This is a genomic window from Actinoallomurus soli (assembly GCF_024055715.1).
GTDB lineage: Bacteria > Actinomycetota > Actinomycetes > Streptosporangiales > Streptosporangiaceae > Actinoallomurus > Actinoallomurus soli.
In genome coordinates this window covers 12,327-28,495 of record NZ_JAMXMV010000031.1, presented here as the reverse complement: position 1 = coordinate 28,495, position 16,169 = coordinate 12,327, and the positions used below count along the sequence as shown (strand labels likewise).

The window sequence follows — 16,169 nt, the reverse complement described above, 5'->3', positions numbered from 1 at the left end:
GCCCGTGGCACCGACGTGCCACGCCCCGGGTACCGAGGAGCGGCACCCGGGGCGTCGGCGGTCGGTCAGGACAGCGGGGTGATGCGGTCCAGGGCCGGGACGGCGACGCCGGTGGCGCCGGCGGCCGCGAGGTAGGCGACGAACGCGTCGATGTCCTGCGCGCCCCCGAGCGGGTCGGTTCCCTCGTTGAAGACGGTGAACCCGTCGCCGCCGGTGGCGAGGAAGTTGTTCATCGTCACGCGGAGGCTCGTGGTCGGGGTGACCGTCGCGCCGTTCACCTTGATCTCACCGATCTTGCCGGCGCAGGTGGCCGCGGAGGGGTTGGACTGGTAGCTCAGCGTCTTGGAGAGCTGCAGGATCTTCTGGCTGGTCTGACCGCCGCAGCCGGTGAACTGCTGCTCCAGGACGCGCCGGAGCATGTCGCCGGTCATCGTCTTGGTCACGAGGCTGTTGCCGAACGGCTGGACGGTGAACGCCTCGCCGTAGGTGACCTCGCCGGGCGCCTCACCGCCGGAGGAGATGTCGCCGGCCCTGAGGTCCGCGCGGACGCCGCCCGGGTTCATCAGCGCGACCTGGGCGCCGCCCTTGCTCGCGTCGGAGGTCGCGGCGAGCTGCGCGTCGGCGATCACGTCGCCGAGCGCCGTCTCGCCGACGGGGCTGGCGTCGCGGGTCAGGTCGCCCTGGATCTTGCCGACCACCTTGTTGGCCAGCGGCGCGGACGCGTCGACGTACTGCTTGACGACCTTGGCCACGGCCGGGTCGGCCTTGGACGGGTCCTCCTGGCGGGTGACGCCGGCGCCCGGGGTGTTCAGCGCGTTCTCGACGATCGAGTTGGTCGCGTCCGCGGACACGAGCGTGCCGGTCCGGTTGTCGACCTTCAGCGTGATGTCGCTGAGGATGCGGCCGAACGACGAAGCGCTGGTGATCAGGCGCGTCACGCCGTTCACCGTGATCGTGCAGCGGTACTCCGCGTGCGTGTGACCGGACACGATCACCTTGATGGAGGGGTCGAGCTTCTTGGCGATCGCCTCGATGTCACTGCCGGCCAGGTTCCCGGCGCAGCCGTTCGGCGCGGCGATCGTGCCGGTCTGGAAGCCGCCCTGGTGGATGACGAGGACGGGGATCTTCACGCCCTGCCGGGCGAGCCGCCTGGCGGCACGGTTCGCGGCGTCCGCCTCGTCGCCGAAGTCGAGGCCGGCGACGCCGGTCGGGGTGACGATCGTGGGCGTGGCCTGCAGCACCTCGCCGATGAACCCGACGGAGATCGGCCGCCCGCTCGTCGAGGGGAACCGCTTGACGCCGTACGCGGGCAGCAGCGTCTTGCCGGTCGCCTTGTCCGTCACGTTCGCGGACAGGTACTGGAAGTCGGCGCCCGGGTAGGTGTTCGTCGTCGTCCACCTGCCGTGCCGCTTCACCGGGTACGGCGCGCCCTTGCAGCCGGTGCTCGCGCAGCCGCCGTTCTGGATGCGCAGCAGCTCCGTCTTGCCCTTGTCGAACTCGTGGTTGCCGACCGAGGCGAAGTCGGCGTTCATCATGTTGGCCATGATGGTGGCCGGTTCCTCGTTGAACAGCCCGTTGACGAGGGGGCTGGCACCGATGTCGTCACCCGCCATGACGCTGGCCTCGCGGCTGCCGTACTGCTTCTGCTTGTCCTTCACCGCCTTGGCGAGGAAGGCGGCGCCGCCCGCGAACCTGCCGTAGATGGTCAGGCCGGCGGGTTCGAGGTTGCCGTGGAAGTCGTTCCAGGCGATCAGGTGGACGTCCGTCGTACGGGCGGGGCGGTGCTTGCCCGCCCAGTCGACCGCGACCTTGTCGGAGAGCGTGTTGGCGCCGGCGATGGTGACCGCACCGGCCGGCTGTGAGCCGGTGACCGCCAGCGGCGCGGCGGCCACCGCGCCCAGCGCGACGGCGATGAGTCCCGCACGGGCCGCGCGGGAACGCAGGAACGCAGGGAGCAAGGCTTCCTCCGGGAGCCGGGACCACGCCGTCGCCGGCGGGGACACTGAATACCGGCCGTACCCTCCCATGCGACGAGGACGGACGGAAAGACGTCGGGTTGATTCGTGTTCATGGCGTGATCCAGACAAAGAGGTAGATTGCCGCCTGTGCCGACCCCCGCCTCCTCTCCGGAGGCTCCTCCCGCCGACGACGCCGCCGCGTCCGGCCGGCGCCCGCGCGGAGCCGGGCTGCCGCTGGTCACCGCGCTGATCGTCGCCGCGGTCGCGCTGCGGCCCGTGCTGACCGGGCTGTTCGGCCACCCCGCCGTCGCCAACTGGGCCACCGTCTTCGTCGCCATCACCATCCAGGCCCTGCCGTTCCTCGTCCTCGGCGTGGCGGTCAGCGCGTCGATCGCGGCGTTCGTCCCGCCCGGCCTGATCGCCCGCCTGCTGCCCAAGCGGCCCGCGCTCGCCGTCCCCGCCGCCGCGGCGGCCGGTGCGGCTCTGCCCGGCTGTGAGTGCGGCTCGGTCCCGGTCGCCGCGCGGCTCGTCTCGATCGGCGTGACCCCGGCGGCGGCGTTCGCCTTCCTCCTGTCGGCCCCGGCCATCAACCCGGTGGTCCTGGTCTCGACGGCGGTCGCGTTCCCCGGGCGGCCGGCGATGGTCCTCGCGCGGTTCCTGGCGAGTCTGGCCGCCTCCGTCGTCATGGGCCTGCTGTGGATCGCGCTGGGCCGCGACGACCTGATCAAGCCGAGGCGCTCGGACCACACCGAGGAAGGGCCCCGCCTCGCGGTCTTCCTCGCCACGGCCCAGCACGACCTCCTGCAGGCCGGCGGCTTCCTCGTCATCGGAGCCGGCACCGCGGCCACGCTGCAGACCCTCGTGCCCCGCAGCATCGTCGACTCCGTCGCCGGGACCGGCCCGCTGTCGCTGCTCGTCCTCGGCGTCCTGGCCGTCGTCGTGGCCCTCTGCTCGGAGGCGGACGCCTTCGTCGCCGCCGGGCTCAAGCAGTTCTCCCTCACGGCTCGGCTGGCGTTCCTCGTGGTCGGGCCGATGGTGGACGTCAAGCTGTTCGCGCTGCAGGCGGGAACGTTCGGCACCCGGTTCGCGTGGCGGTTCTCCCTCGCGACGTTCGCCGTGGCGGTCGCCTGCGCCGGTCTCGTCGGGTGGTGGCTGCTGTGACGGAGGACGCCCGCGCGACGACCGTCCTGCTCGTCGGCGCGATGATGGTGCGCCTCGCGCTCACCGGCGCGTACGCCAAGTACGTCCGCACCGGCATGGGCGGCGTGCTCCTGGTCGCCGGGGCCCTGCTCGTCGCGCTCGGACTCGTCGGCGTCGCCCGCGCCCTCGGTCTCGTACGACGCCGCGCCGACGCCCACGGCGACGCGCACGCGCAGGCGGACGCCCACGGGCACGGCGACGAGCGGGGGCCCGGCCACGCGGATGGGCACGGGCACGCACACGGGGACCGGGCCGGCTGGCTGCTGCTCGGGCCCGTCCTGGCGTTGCTGCTGGTCACACCGCCCGCGCTCGGCAGCTTCGGCGTCGGCCGCAGCGCGGCCGTCGACGTCCGCTCCGGCGGGCGCACGTTCGATCCGCTGCCCGCCGGGCGTACGGCGTCGATGACGCTGCTGGAGTTCGACGAGCGCGCCGCCGACCACGCCGGTGCCAGCTTCGGCGCCACCCCCGTACGGCTGACGGGCTTCGTCACCCCGGGGAACGACCGGGCCGGTTTCCGCATCGCGCGGTACCAGATCGCCTGCTGCGCCGCCGACGCCGTCGCGGCGGTCGTCCGCGTCACCGGCACGACCGGGAACACCCCCGCGCGGGACCAGTGGGTGACCGTGACCGGGACGTTCCAGCGGTCGGCCGACGGCGTACCCGAACTGCGCGCCACCAGCCTCGCCGAGATCACCGCCCCACGGGACCCGTACGAGTGATCACCGCGGGCGGCGGGACCTCCGCCGGCGCAGCTCCAGGAGGTTCCGGCGCACGTCGACGACGAACAGGCCCAGCGCCAGGAGGAGCACCGCGGCGCAGATCCAGATGGCGTGCGCGCCGAGGCGCAGGGTCAGCAACCCGCCGAGGAACCCGCCGATCAGGAAGCTCACGATGATCACGGCGAAGCTGCGGGCCTTCCGCGCCGACCCGGCGTCGCGGTCGGCCACCGCCACGTACAGCGCCTGCGCGGCGGACCGGAGGTTCCCCGTGGTCATGGTCGTGTTGTACGGCCAGTCGAGCAGCTTGCGGAACGACGAGACCTGGACCGACGCGACGAACGCGATGACGACCACGAGCGCGTCGGCCGGGACGACGGACGACACGAACCCGGCGGCCACGAGGACGAGGATCTCCAGCACGAGGGCGGCCCTGGCCGGGCTCCGTATGCGGGCCGCCACGCGGGGCCGCCGCAGCGTCTCCGCGACCGCCACCCCGATCATGAAGGCGACGATCGGCGGCAGGTGCCGTACGGCGCTTCCCCAGTGCCCCTGGGCCGCCTCGACGCCGAACAGCACGACGTTCCCGGTCTGCGCGTTGGCGAAGACGCCGCCCAGGTGGATGAAGGAGTACGCGTCGAGGAACCCGCCGACCAGCGCGAGCAGCACACCGAGCTCCAGCGACGCCACGGTACGGCGCCGCGCGGACTCGGTGGCGGTCCTCATCTCAGCAATCGCTCCGGAAGGGACACGTGGCGGGCGCGCAGCCACTCGCCGAGCGCCTTGGCCTGCGTGTCGAAGCGGCGCGCCTCGGTCGCGCCGCCGTCCAGCAGGCCACGGACGACGAAGTTGACCGCCCGGAGGTTCGGCAGGACGTACCGGTCGACGACCAGCCCGCGCGTCTCCGGCAGCAGCTCCTGGAACCGCTCGGTGGTCATCGTCGCGGCGAGCCACGGCCACGCCTCGGGGTCGGCGACCCACAGGCCGACGTTCGCGTTGCCGCCCTTGTCTCCGGAGCGGGCGTGGACGAGCCGGCCGAGCGGCCCCTCGACGGTCGGCCCCGCCTTGTACGGGGGGAGGGCGACGTCCGTCTCAGCGGCGGGTTCGGCGGTCGCCGGGGGCGGAACGATCTCCTCGCGCCCGTCGGGGTGCACGACCGTGTGCCGCAGGACGTCCTGGGGGATGAGCGTCGGCCAGTACACGCCGTACGCGGAACCGGCCGACGGCACTCCCATGCCGTAGATCCCCGGATAGCTGGACAGGGCGAGCTCGACGCAGAGCGCGGAGAAGGCCCGGCCCGCGCTGTTCTGGTCGCCGTCGACGGCGACGTGCAGGAGGCTGGACCCGGCCATCTGGTCCGCCGGGTCGGCCGCGGGCACGCCGATGCGGGTGAAGCGCAGGTCGGCGATGCCCGGTTCGCCGTCCAGCCGCGCGCGGACCGCCCGCTCGACCAGCGCGGCCTTCGCGTCGACGTCCAGCCCGGTCAGCACGAACGTGCAGGAGTTCCGCCAGCCGCCGAGCCCGGTCACGGCCACCTTGGTCGTCGGCGGCGGCGCCTGCCCGCGTACGCCGCTCATCCGGACGCGGTCGGGCCCCTCCTGCTCGACGCGGACGGTGTCGAGCCGGGCGATCACGTCCGGGTTCAGATAGCCGGGCGCGCCGACCTCGTACAGCAGCTGCGCGGTGACGGTGTCGACCGTGACCGCCCCGCCGGTGCCCTCGTGCTTGGTGATCACGCTCGACCCGTCGCGGTCCACCTCCGCGATCGGGAAGCCGGGGTGGCGCAGGTCGGCGATGCCGGTGAAGCCGGAGAAGTTCCCGCCGGTGGCCTGGGCCCCGCACTCGATCACGTGCCCGGCGACGACGGCCCCGGCGAGCGCGTCGTGGTCGTCCGGCGACCAGCCCCACCACCAGGCGGCGGCCCCCGTCACCAGCGACGCGTCCGCGACCCGGCCGGTGATCACGATGTCGGCCCCGCCGGCGAGGGCGGCCGCGACGCCGAACCCGCCGAGGTAGGCGTTCGCGGTCAGCGGCTCGTGCCCCCGGCTCGCGAACGGCTCGCCGGTGTCCAGGTGGGCCAGGGCGTGTCCCTCGGCCGCCAGCCCGGCCAGGCGCGCCGACAGGTCGTCGCCTTCCACGTGCGCGACCGCGAGGTCGACGCCGGCCTCGGCCAGCAGCGCCCGGGTGTCCCGGGCCAGGCCCGCCGGATCCAGGCCGCCCGCGTTGACGACGACCTTGATCCCGCGCTCGGCGATCTCGGCGGCCACGGGCCTCAACTGGCGCAGGAAGGTCGTCGCGTACCCGCCGGCGGGCTTCTTCAGGCGGTTCTTGGCCAGCACGAGCATCGTGACCTCGGCCAGGTAGTCGCCCGTGACGACGTCGACCGGTCCGCCGCGCACCATCTCGGCGAGCGCGGAGAGCCGATCGCCGTAGAAGCCGGAGCAGTTCGCGATTCGTACCGGCCGATTCATGCCGCTCCCAGGTGCCGAGTCCTGCGCCGGGGACGGGCACCGCGTCGGAATCCGTCCCGGAAGGCGAAGTTACCGCACGGTCGCCCGGCCGGTCCCGCCCGGCTCGTGCCGGAGAACTCGCGGCACGTGAGCCGCATTTTCCGCGTGCGACGGGTAGGTGGCCTGCGAGATCGATGAGCCGGAAGGAGACGACCATGGGTGATCAGAGCGCCAAGCACGGGCCGCACATCGACGACGAGATACGGCACGAGACCGAGGGGCTACAGCGTGCGGGCCGTCCGACGCACGCGGAGGAGTGGAAGGAGACCGAGCCGGTGGTGGATGACAGGGACCGCGACGCGACGTCCGGGAACCTCGCGGACCGCGAGGGGACTCCGGCCGGCATGAGCCCGGACGACGTCGAGCGGCGCAGCGACATGGCGCGCTACCTCGCGGGGTTCCACGAGCCCCTGCGCCCGGCCGCGCTGGCCGACCGTGCCGCGGGCAACGGTGCCCCGGACGAGATCGTCTCGTCGCTGCGGAACCTGCCGGACCGGGAGTACACACGCGTCGCCGAGGTCTCCGAGGCACTGGGCCTGGGCAGCGAGACCCGGCGAGCCTGACGACGCGACGGCGAGGCGCGCGGCGACCGCTGATCAGGTCGCCCGCGCTCCGTCTCTCAGCGCGCAGTCCCGGATTTCACCGCGCCGGCGTTATTGCTGCGCGGATTTCGAAAGCACTCTCACCTCGACGCAGGCGGCCGTAGACCTGGCACAGATCCTGAATGTCACGCGGGTTCGGGCGCTTCCACTCGGCTCTTTCCATTCGAGTGAGCTTGCCGGGCGGCCACTCCAGAGATTTGGTCACCTCGCCGCTCGACTTGCCGGCGGCCTCGCGGAGCTTCCGCAGTTCACCGGCGAGGCGGCGGCGGCGCAACGTCGGGCTCTGACGATCGGACACAGGTGTCTCCGTGTCCGGCCCTCCCTACGACCCGTACGACATCGCTCTGCTGGCGTCCGAGCTGACCACCAACGCCGTACGCGCGGCGACGGCCCTGCATCCGTGGCCGGACGACATTCGGCCGATAAGTGTCGAGGTCGCCGTCACCGACCGATACCTGCACCTGGCCGTCAGCGACCCCGATCCGGAGCCCCTGTCCGCTCGACAGATGGGCGGCCTGCTCGCCGAGAACGGCCGTGGCTTAGTCATCATCGATCAGCACGCCCTCGCCTGGTGGCCGACCTACACCGAGCACGGCAAGACCGTGCACGTCATCGTTCCGGCGTCCGGCATCATCCTGACGGCCGCCGAGCCGGCCGAACTTCGGGGGCCGCGATGATCCGCCGCCTCCGCGCCCGGCGCGCGCCACTCCGAGTGACCGGGTCCCCGGTGATCCCCCGCGCAGCCGTGCGGAGCACCCCCAGCGTCCCCCTGGGGACATCGCGTTCTGCGCCGTCTACCGAGAGTAGACAAAATCTACTGAGAGGAGACCCCCCCGAACGCGGGGGGCACCCCTGGTGTCCCTTTTGGCGGAGCCTCCGCGCGTGCCCCCGAGCAATGAGCAGCTCATCGACGTCGACGGTTCATCGGAACCCCAAGCCCGACTCCCAGAACCAGGCACCGCATCCGGCGCCAACCGGAACGAGACCCGGCCGCGAGCTGCGGGAACGCGGTGAGAGACATCTGTCCTGAGCGCTAGTTGCTGCCGACACGGTGAGAGGGAAGATAGAAATCGAGTTGGAGGTTTTCTCCAGTCGGCGGCACAACGTACGTGCAGATCTTCGGAGGTGGTTCGCGATGCTGCTGACGTCGATCGACCCATTCGTGCAGGAGTTCGAACGACAGTTCGACCGGCTCACCCGGCAGGCCCTCGGACAGTCCGGCGGCGCGGTCATGCCGATGGACGGCATCCGGCGCAAGGACGACGTGGTGCTCCGGTTCGACGTGCCCGGCGCCGACCCGGACTCGATCGAGGTCACGGTCGACCGCGGGGTCCTCACGGTCAGCGCCAAGCGCGAAGAGGAGTTCGCCGAGGACGACCGGGTCTTCGTACGGGAGCGTCCCATGGGCACGTTCACCCGGCGGGTCTATCTCTCCGAGCACCTGGACGCCGAGCGCATCGACGCCGCGTACAACAACGGCGTGCTCGCGGTCCGCATCCCCGTGCTGGAGCAGGCCAAGCCGCGCAAGATCGAGGTGCAGACGTCGGAGCAGAAGGCGATCGTCCGCTGATCGGGCCGGTCGCCGACGGGGTGGGCGCGTCACGGCGCCCACCCCTTCGTCGTCCAAGGGAGGAGCGCCATGGGATCACTGCCCATCGACGATGAGCACGCGCCGCTGTACTCGGTCGGGCAGGTCGCGGGGATGCTCGACGTCCAGCAGGCGTTCCTGCGGCGGCTGGATGAGTACGGCGTCGTCCGCCCCCAGCGCTCCACGGGCGGTCAGCGCCGCTACTCCAGGCGGGAGATCGACCGCGTGCAGTACGTCGTCCGCCTCGCCGACGAGGGAATGACCCTGACGGCGATCCGCCGGGTCCTCGAGCTCGAGCAGGAGGTCCGCCACCTGCGGCGGCAGATCGAGGCGGCGCGTCTCCGCATCGCCACCCTCGAGGCCGGCACGGACGAGCCGGAGGCCGTCACCGGACCCCGGCCCGCCGGCCGGCGCGTGCATCGGCTGCGGCCTGGCGGGAATGACGGCGACTACGGGGGTGGCGAGCCGAGCCGCAGGTGAGAGCGGGCCTCACGGGTCAGCGGGCGCGGACCGACTGGCCGATCGGGTTTCACAGCAGAGAGCGGCTGGACCCACCCGCCGCTCACCGCCTCCGCTCAGAGAGTGGCTGGACCCGCACCCGCCCCGGCCGCTCACGTGAGAATCTCAGTTCTCAGGGCACGTAAGGCCCGGTCGGGTGGCCGCGGACAGGGTGTGCAGGTCGTCGAAGGCCTGGTCCAGGTGCGCCTGCAGGCTTTGCGACGGGTCCTCGATCCACGCGTCGGCCGCCGCCTGGAAGGTCGCCCAGCCGGCTTGGGCGGCCAGGGCCGCCAGCCGGTCGTTCTGGCCGCGCCGGCGCAGCGCTTGTGCCAGGGCCTCGATGATCGAGGCGTGCTTGGCCAGTTCGCGTTCGCGCAGGGCCGGGGTCGCGGCGATGATCTGCAGACGCGGTTCGGAGAACGGGCGGTTGTCCTCCAGGATCCGGGCGGCCGTGCGGAACGCGGCGAGCAGCACCTCGAACGGCGCCAGGTCCTGGGGCGCCTCGGCCACCTCCCGCACCAGCGCGGCGCGCAGGTCGGCTTCGCCGTCGAAGAGCACCTCGCGTTTGTCCGGGTAGTGCCGGAAGAACGTGCGCGGGTTCAGCCCGGCTCGCGCGGCGATCTGCGCCGCAGTGGTCTCCTCGAATCCGCGCTCCCGATACAGCTCCAGAGCCGCCTGCTGAAGGCGGCGGCGCGCGTCCTCTCCGCTGCGTGGCACGCCGCGAGCTTATCGCGCCGGGTCCGTCACCCACACCGGTTGCGCCAGTGAGTGGCGCTACCTTAGAGTCACTCACTGGCGCTAAGTAGCGCCAGTCAATGGCGTTAAACGGGAGCTCTCATGCATGTCTTCCTCACCGGCGGCTCCGGCCAGACCGGCCCCGCCGTCGTCGCCGAGCTCATCGCGGCCGGCCATACCGTCACCGGCCTCGCCCGCTCCGAGGCCGCCGCCGCCCGGCTCTCCGCACTCGGCGCCACACCGCACCACGGCTCCCTGGATGACCTCGCGAGCCTGCGCGACGGCGCGGCGGCCGCCGATGGCGTCGTGCACCTGGCCTTCGGCGGGAACTTCGCCGACACGGAGGCGCTCATCCGCCGCGACTGCGCCGCGATCGACGCGCTCGGCCAGGCGCTGGCCGGATCGGGCAAGCCGTTCGTCAGCACCTCAGGCACCTTGGTGGTCAAGCCCGGCCGCCTGAGCACCGAGCACGACGCCCCGGACCCCGACTCGGTCGCCGCCTTCCGCATCCCCGGCGAGCAGACCTGCCTGGCCTTCGCCGACCACGGCGTCCGCGCCGGCGTCGTACGCCTGGCCCCGACCGTGCACGGCCCGGGCGACTACGGATTCATCCCGGCCCTGATCGCGGCCGCACGCCGGGCGGGCGTCTCGGCCTACATCGGCGACGGCGCCAACCGCTGGCCCGCCGTCCACCGCCTCGACGCCGCCCGCCTGTTCCGGCTCGCGCTCGAGAACACCCCCGCCGGCAGCGTGCTGCACGGCGCCGGAGAAAGCGCCGTCACGATCGAGAGCATCGCGCAGCAGATCGGGCGCACCCTCGGCATCCCCACCAGGTCACTGACCCTCGAACAGGCCGCCGAACACCTCGGCAACCCGTTCCTGGCCACGTTCTTCTCCCTCGACGTCCCCGTCTCCAGCGACCAAACCCGAGCACTCGTCGGCTGGAGCCCGCAGCACCCCACGCTGCTCGAGGACCTCGCGACCGGCGACTACTTCACCCCGCAGGCCAGCGCCCGCGCCGAGGAGATCTGGGCCCCGCACCACGTCCACAGCTGACGCACATACCCGCAATAGCGGACACTTCCAGCCCTTCGGGCTTACTCGAAGTCGTCGGGGCTGAGATCCTCCGGCCGGGCGGTGCCGCCGCCCGGTGACCGGTCCTCCTCGCCGGGCGCGTCCCCGGCCGGGTGCTGCTCGGCCTCTTCCTCCGTCGGCGTGAGCGGTGTTCCGGTGGCCTCTTCGGCGGTGCCGCGCTCGGCGCCCTCGGGACCGTGCTGCTCTGTCATTCTCGGCCTCCTCCCTGGTCAGGGCACCCCTACCCGCCGCCACAGGCCCGACACGGAGCCGATCTCCGCCGTCTCGTGATATTGGAGAGCGGGTCCGATAGGTCGCCGTTAGGGTGATCGGCAGCAATGCCGACCGATGAGAGGTCACCGGGGTGGACCAGGCGTTCCAAGTCGATCTGCGCGGCGTCGTCGACCTGCTGAGCAGGCACCTGTACTCCAGTCCCCGCGTCTACCTGCGGGAGCTGCTGCAGAACGGGGTCGACGCGATCACCGCGCGCGGCGACGGGCCGGGACGGATCCGGATCGAGACCGGGGCCGAGCTCCGCGTGCACGATGACGGGATCGGCCTGACCGAGGCGGAGGTCCACGAGCTGCTGGCGACCATCGGCCGGTCGTCCAAGCGTGACGAGCTGGGCCTGGCCCGGCACGACTTCCTCGGCCAGTTCGGGATCGGCCTGCTGTCGGCGTTCCTGGTCGCGGACGAGATCACCGTGGTCACCCGCTCCGCTCGCGGCGGGGACGCCGTACGGTGGACCGGCTTCGCCGACGGCCGCTACCGGGTCGAGCCCGGCACGCGTGACGAGCCGGGTACCACCGTCAGCCTGCGGCCCCGGCACGGCGCGGGCGACTGGCTCACGCCCGCGACCGTCACCGAACTCGCCGCGACGTACGGCGAGCTGCTGCCGGTCGAGCTGACGGTCGACGGGCGGCGGATCACCGCGGACGGTCCGCCCTGGCGGGCGGCGTACCCCGATCCGGGCCGCCGCCGCGCGGCGCTGGAGGAGTACTGCCGGCGGCTGTTCGGGTTCGCGCCGTTCGACGTCATCGACCTGGAGGTGCCCGAGGCGGGGCTGACCGGGGTCGCGTTCGTCCTCCCACAGCCGGTGACCCCGTCCTCGCGCGGCGCGCACCGCGTCTACCTGAAGCGGATGCTGCTGGCCGAGGGCGTGGAGGGGCTGCTGCCCGACTGGGCGTTCTTCGTGCGCTGCGTGGTGGACGCCGGGGAGCTGCGCCCGACGGCGGGACGCGAGGCGCTGTACGAGGACGAGCTGCTCGACGCCGCCCGCGACGCGCTGGGCCGGCAGGTACGGCAGTGGCTCGTACGGCTGTCGGAGACCGACCCGGCCAAGCTGCGCGCCTTCCTCCGCCTGCACCACCTCGGCGTCAAGGCGATGGCCCTGCGCGACGACGACATGCTGCGCATCGTCGACCGGTGGCTGGAGTTCGAGACGTCCGACGGGCCGATGACCCTGGCGGAGTTCCGCACCCGGCACCGGGACGGACGCTACACCGCGGACGTGGACGAGTTCCGGCGCCTGGCGGCCGTGTCCGGCGCGCAGGGCGTCGCGCTGGTCAACGGCGGCTACGTCTACGACACCGACATCATCGAACGTCTCCCGGCCATCGACCCCGACGCCGTGCTGCGGCCGCTGGACCCCTCCGAGCTGACCTCCCACTTCGGCGTACTCGACCCGGAGACCGAGCTGGCGCTGCGGCCCTTCCTGGCCGTCGCGCAGCGGGCCGTCGACTCGCTCGGCTGCGAGGTCGTCGTCCGCGACTTCGACCCGGCCTCGCTGCCCGCGCTGTACCTGACCAGCCGGGCCGCCCGGCACCAGGCCGAGCTGCGTGAGGCGCGGGAGTCCGCCGACGCGCTGTGGTCCGGCGTGCTCGGCGCGCTGGAGGGCATGGCGGCCGTGAGCGACCGCCCGCAACTCGTCCTCAACCACCGCAATCCGCTGGCCCGGCGCATCACCGCGCTGTCGGAAGCCCCGTTGATCGAACTGGCGGTCCAGGCGCTGTACGGCCAGGCGCTCCTGCTCGGTCACCACCCGCTGCGGGCCGCCGACACCGCCGTGCTGAACCGATCCTTCCTCGGCCTGCTCGACTGGGCCGTCCACGACCCCGCCCCGGAGAAATGATGAGTGTCGAGCAGGCGTTCGAGGTGCTGGGCCGTGCCGGCGAGCTGCCGTACGGCCAGGCGCGGACGATCATGGTCGAGGAGGCGCTGCGGCTGGCCGAGGCGGCCGCCGACGAGCGCCTCGCGTACCGGATCCGCCACTACCTGCGGAACGAGTACACCCAGAGCGGTGAGCGCGCCAAGGCGTTCGCGGTGTTCGTGCGCTGCCTGAGCGACTACGACCGGAACCCCGAGCTCGGCGAGGAGCACCGCCTGTTCTGGGGGTTCAAGGGGACCGTGACCGGGCTCACGAGGTTCCCCGAGATCCCCCTCGACCGTACGCTCGCGGTCCTGGACGACATGGAGCGCCGGTACCGGCTCGCCGGTGAGGGCCTGCAGCCGGTCTACATGTGCCGGGCCGTCGTCACCCAGCACATCCACGGCGCGGAGGCGGCCGAGGAGTGGTACACCCGGTGGCACGCCGCCCCGCGCACCCGCCTGTCGGACTGCGAGGGCTGCGACCCCAGCAGCAAGGTCGCCTACCTCGGCGCGCGCGGCCGGGACGAGGACGCGATGGCGCTCGCCGAGCCGCTGCTGCGCGGCGAACTCGGCTGCGACGAGCAGCCTCAGACGATCCTCACCGAGCTCCTCCCCATCTATCTCCGTACGGGCCGCCTCGACGCCGCCGTCGACGCGCACCGGCGCGCGTACCGCGCGCAGCGGGACCGGCTGTCGGAGCTGTGGGGAATCGCCGTGCACCTGGAGTTCTGCGCCCGGACCGGCAACGAGGCCCGCGGCCTGGAGCTGCTCGAACGCCACCTCGGCTGGCTCGACCGCGCCCCGACGCCGTACGACGGCATGCGGTTCGCCGCGGCGGGCGCGCTCCTGCTGCGGCGGCTCGCCGAGATCGGCCACGGGGACGTGAGCGTACGGCGGCCCGCGCACGGCGACCGGCCCACCGCCGAGGTGCCGGCCGCCGACCTGCGGGCGGAGCTGACCAGGGAGGCCCTGGATCTCGCCGCGCGCTTCGACGCCCGCAACGGCACGCCGGAGCAGGGCCGGCTCGTACGGGACCTGCTCGACGCCGAGCCGCTCGTCGACCACCTGCCGCTGACCCCGTACGCGCGCCGCGCCCCGGCGCCGCCCCCGGCACCGGCACCGCAGGAGGACTTCGGCGGCGTCGACGACGCCGACCGGCTGTTCGACCTCGCCGAGGAGCACTGGAGGCGGCGCGAGTTCGCCGCGGCGCTGGCCGCCTGGCGGCGCGTCGACGCGGTCGCGGGCGAGCTCTCCGCCGTCCAGCGGGGCCGGCGGGTCGACGGTGAGGGTCTCGAACGCCTCCTCACCGGGGACCCGCAGGGCGCGATCGAGCTGTGGCGGCGGTCCGCCGAGCTGTACGCGCAGGGCGGCGACGAGGAGAGCGCGCAGTCGGCGACCAGCCGGTACGCCGCGGTGCTCTGCCAGACCGGGCAGGCCGAGGCGGGACTCCCGTTGCTGGAGTCCGCGTACGCCTGGCTGAACTCCCACGGCACGGATCCCCGGCGGGTGCTCGCGGCCCGTGGGCGGCTGGCCGCCGCGTACGGCGAGACGGGCCGCACCGACGACGCGCTCGCCCTGCTCGACGAGGGGCCCGCGCCCGCCGAACCCGACGACCTCGGCGACCAGGAGATGATCCGCGCCCGCGTCCTGGGGGCGGCCGGCCGCGAGGCGGAGCTGACGCCCGTACTGCGGCGGGCGGTCGGCGGCTTCCGCGAGAGCGGTCAGCGGGCGGTCCTCGCCGAGGCCGCCTTCCTGCTCGGCCGCCGGCTGGCCGCGAGCGAGGCGGAGGAGGAGGCCGCGGAGGCGGACGCGCTGCTCACCGAGGCCATCACGAACGCCCCGGTGGACATGGCCGGGCTCCGCGCCGCCGCGTACGCCGTCCGCGGCGGTCACCTGCTGGGCCGCGGGGACGCCGTCCGGGCCGCCGAGGACCTGGTCGAGGCCGTCGCGGGCTTCACCGCCGAGGGCTCCCACCACCAGGCCGCGTACGCGCGCCAGGACCTGTGCGTCGCCTACCTGGAGACCAGTCGGTACCTCGAAGCGGCCGAGACCGCCGAGGAGGCGCTACCGCTCTTCACGGCGCACGGTGACGCCGACGCCGCGCGCCGGACCCGTTACCTGCTCGCCAACGCCCAGCGCGACCTCGGCGAGGTCGACGCCGCCGCCGAGACCTTCACCCGTCTCGCCGAGGACGAGCGCGCCGACCAGCCGTCCGCCGCCGCGCGCCTGCTCGTCCAGGCGGGCGACCTGCTGAGCCGGCTCGACAAGGACGCCACCGCCGCCGAACGTTTCGCCGCGGCCGCCGAGGCGTCGACCGCGGCCGGCGACCCGTACGGGACCGTCCAGGCGCTGCGGCGCCGGGCGCTGTGCGTGATGTGGAGCGGCAGCGCCGAGGACGGCCTGACCGCCATGGCCGGCGCGCGGGCCGCGCTCGCGAGCCTGCCCGCCGACGAACCCGCCGCCCTGGCCTGGGAGACGGCCCTCGTCGACTTCGACGAGGCGCGGATCCTCGGCGCCCTGGAGCGGTTCGACGAGGCGATCGCCGGTGCCGAGCGCGCGGCCGCGGCGTTCGCCGACCTGGACCAGAAGGATCCCGCCGAGGCCGCGGCCAGGCTGCGCGCCGATCTGATCGCCGCGCGGTCGGGCCCCGCCGACGCGGATTCCTGAAGAAGTGCCTGCTAGCGTCGCCGCTCGTGGTGGAGAACGTGTACGTCGGGAAGGCCGCCGCCGACGCGGCCGGTGACCGGGGCTGGCTCCTCGGTCATTTCAAGCCGGTCGGCGACATCCGGCACAGCGACGACGTCGAGATCAAGTGGGGCGTCCACCCGCGCGGCGACCGGCGGGCGCAGTGGGCGACGGAGGAGAAGCGCACCGCCCTGCTCGTCCTGATCAGCGGCCGGTTCCACCTGGAGTTCCCCGGCCGCGACGTCGTCCTGAGCGAACAGGGCGACTACGTGGTGTGGGGCCACGGCGTCGACCACTCCTGGTACGCCGAGGAGGAGTCGGTCGTCATGACCGTCCGCTGGCCGTCGATCCCCGGCTACGCCGTCCCCACCGCGTAACCCGCCGGCTCGGTCTTCGGAGGGCCCTCGTGAGGGGGCCCGTGCACTGGTCTCCTCACGAGGGTCCGTCTCAGACGA

16 protein-coding genes are annotated in these 16,169 nt (G+C 73.2%); 10 read left to right on the top strand and 6 right to left on the bottom strand.

Annotation, left to right across the window (positions count from 1 at the left end; all coding sequences use genetic code 11):
* Positions 1–65: 65 nt before the first annotated feature.
* Positions 66–1,958, bottom strand: coding sequence for a bifunctional metallophosphatase/5'-nucleotidase (locus NDW01_RS38980; protein ID WP_252829521.1), 1,893 nt, complete (start codon positions 1,956–1,958; stop codon positions 66–68).
* 147 nt (positions 1,959–2,105) lie between these two features.
* Here NDW01_RS38980 and NDW01_RS38975 point away from each other — a divergent pair, with 147 nt between their 5' ends.
* Both NDW01_RS38975 and NDW01_RS38970 read left to right on the top strand, forming a co-directional pair.
* Positions 2,106–3,119 carry a permease gene (locus NDW01_RS38975; protein ID WP_252829519.1) on the top strand — a complete coding sequence of 338 codons (1,014 nt, stop codon included), beginning with the start codon at positions 2,106–2,108 and terminating at the stop codon, positions 3,117–3,119.
* Positions 3,107–3,877, top strand: a complete 771-nt coding sequence (locus NDW01_RS38970; RefSeq protein ID WP_252829517.1) for a TIGR03943 family putative permease subunit — start codon at positions 3,107–3,109, stop codon at positions 3,875–3,877. Before NDW01_RS38975 ends, NDW01_RS38970 begins: the two co-directional genes overlap by 13 nt.
* On the opposite strand, the gene NDW01_RS38965 is transcribed toward NDW01_RS38970, so the two are convergent.
* Positions 3,878–4,600, bottom strand: coding sequence for a YoaK family protein (locus tag NDW01_RS38965; RefSeq protein WP_252829515.1), 723 nt, complete (start codon positions 4,598–4,600; stop codon positions 3,878–3,880). It abuts the gene before it with no gap.
* Complete coding sequence (locus NDW01_RS38960; RefSeq protein WP_252829513.1) at positions 4,597–6,345, bottom strand: acyclic terpene utilization AtuA family protein; 1,749 nt, start codon at positions 6,343–6,345, stop codon at positions 4,597–4,599. The genes NDW01_RS38965 and NDW01_RS38960 overlap by 4 nt, the downstream gene beginning before the upstream one ends.
* A gap of 194 nt (positions 6,346–6,539) precedes the next feature.
* Here NDW01_RS38960 and NDW01_RS38955 point away from each other — a divergent pair, with 194 nt between their 5' ends.
* Entirely contained in the window at positions 6,540–6,947 is a 408-nt protein-coding gene (locus tag NDW01_RS38955) for a DUF2795 domain-containing protein (protein WP_252829510.1), read from the top strand.
* Between the two features lie 76 nt (positions 6,948–7,023).
* Here NDW01_RS38955 and NDW01_RS38950 read toward each other — a convergent pair whose 3' ends face one another.
* Positions 7,024–7,284, bottom strand: coding sequence for a helix-turn-helix domain-containing protein (locus NDW01_RS38950; RefSeq protein WP_252829509.1), 261 nt, complete (start codon positions 7,282–7,284; stop codon positions 7,024–7,026).
* A 10-nt stretch (positions 7,285–7,294) separates the two neighbouring features.
* On the opposite strand from NDW01_RS38950, the gene NDW01_RS38945 reads away from it, so the two are divergent.
* The 3 genes from NDW01_RS38945 to NDW01_RS38935 all read left to right on the top strand — a co-directional run bounded on the left by NDW01_RS38945 (position 7,295) and on the right by NDW01_RS38935 (position 9,054).
* Entirely contained in the window at positions 7,295–7,663 is a 369-nt protein-coding gene (locus NDW01_RS38945; protein ID WP_252829507.1) for an ATP-binding protein, read from the top strand.
* A 458-nt stretch (positions 7,664–8,121) separates the two neighbouring features.
* Positions 8,122–8,556, top strand: coding sequence for an Hsp20/alpha crystallin family protein (locus NDW01_RS38940; RefSeq protein ID WP_252829506.1), 435 nt, complete (start codon positions 8,122–8,124; stop codon positions 8,554–8,556).
* Between the two features lie 69 nt (positions 8,557–8,625).
* Positions 8,626–9,054 carry a MerR family transcriptional regulator gene (locus NDW01_RS38935; RefSeq protein WP_252829504.1) on the top strand — a complete coding sequence of 143 codons (429 nt, stop codon included), beginning with the start codon at positions 8,626–8,628 and terminating at the stop codon, positions 9,052–9,054.
* Between the two features lie 144 nt (positions 9,055–9,198).
* On the opposite strand, the gene NDW01_RS38930 is transcribed toward NDW01_RS38935, so the two are convergent.
* Positions 9,199–9,789 carry a TetR family transcriptional regulator gene (locus tag NDW01_RS38930; protein ID WP_252829503.1) on the bottom strand — a complete coding sequence of 197 codons (591 nt, stop codon included), beginning with the start codon at positions 9,787–9,789 and terminating at the stop codon, positions 9,199–9,201.
* Positions 9,790–9,909: 120 nt separating this feature from the next.
* On the opposite strand from NDW01_RS38930, the gene NDW01_RS38925 reads away from it, so the two are divergent.
* Positions 9,910–10,863: an SDR family oxidoreductase gene (locus tag NDW01_RS38925; RefSeq protein WP_252829501.1), complete on the top strand. Its 954-nt coding sequence runs from the start codon at positions 9,910–9,912 to the stop codon at positions 10,861–10,863.
* 41 nt (positions 10,864–10,904) lie between these two features.
* Here the strand turns inward: NDW01_RS38925 and NDW01_RS38920 are convergent, their stop codons facing one another.
* The gene (locus NDW01_RS38920) at positions 10,905–11,093 is read right to left on the bottom strand and encodes a hypothetical protein (RefSeq protein WP_252829498.1); all 189 of its coding nucleotides are present in this window, start codon (positions 11,091–11,093) and stop codon (positions 10,905–10,907) included.
* A 152-nt stretch (positions 11,094–11,245) separates the two neighbouring features.
* Between NDW01_RS38920 and NDW01_RS38915 the strand changes: the two genes are divergently transcribed.
* From NDW01_RS38915 to NDW01_RS38905, 3 genes are read left to right on the top strand one after another with little or no spacing between them, the layout of a single operon-like run.
* Positions 11,246–13,012 carry an HSP90 family protein gene (locus tag NDW01_RS38915; protein ID WP_252829497.1) on the top strand — a complete coding sequence of 589 codons (1,767 nt, stop codon included), beginning with the start codon at positions 11,246–11,248 and terminating at the stop codon, positions 13,010–13,012.
* A complete protein-coding gene (locus NDW01_RS38910; RefSeq protein WP_252829495.1) occupies positions 13,012–15,696 on the top strand; it encodes a hypothetical protein in 2,685 nt (894 codons plus the stop codon). Before NDW01_RS38915 ends, NDW01_RS38910 begins: the two co-directional genes overlap by 1 nt.
* 29 nt (positions 15,697–15,725) lie before the next feature.
* On the top strand, positions 15,726–16,091 hold the full coding sequence (locus tag NDW01_RS38905) for a signal peptidase I (RefSeq protein WP_454923427.1): 366 nt from the start codon (positions 15,726–15,728) through the stop codon (positions 16,089–16,091).
* Positions 16,092–16,169 lie beyond the last annotated feature (78 nt).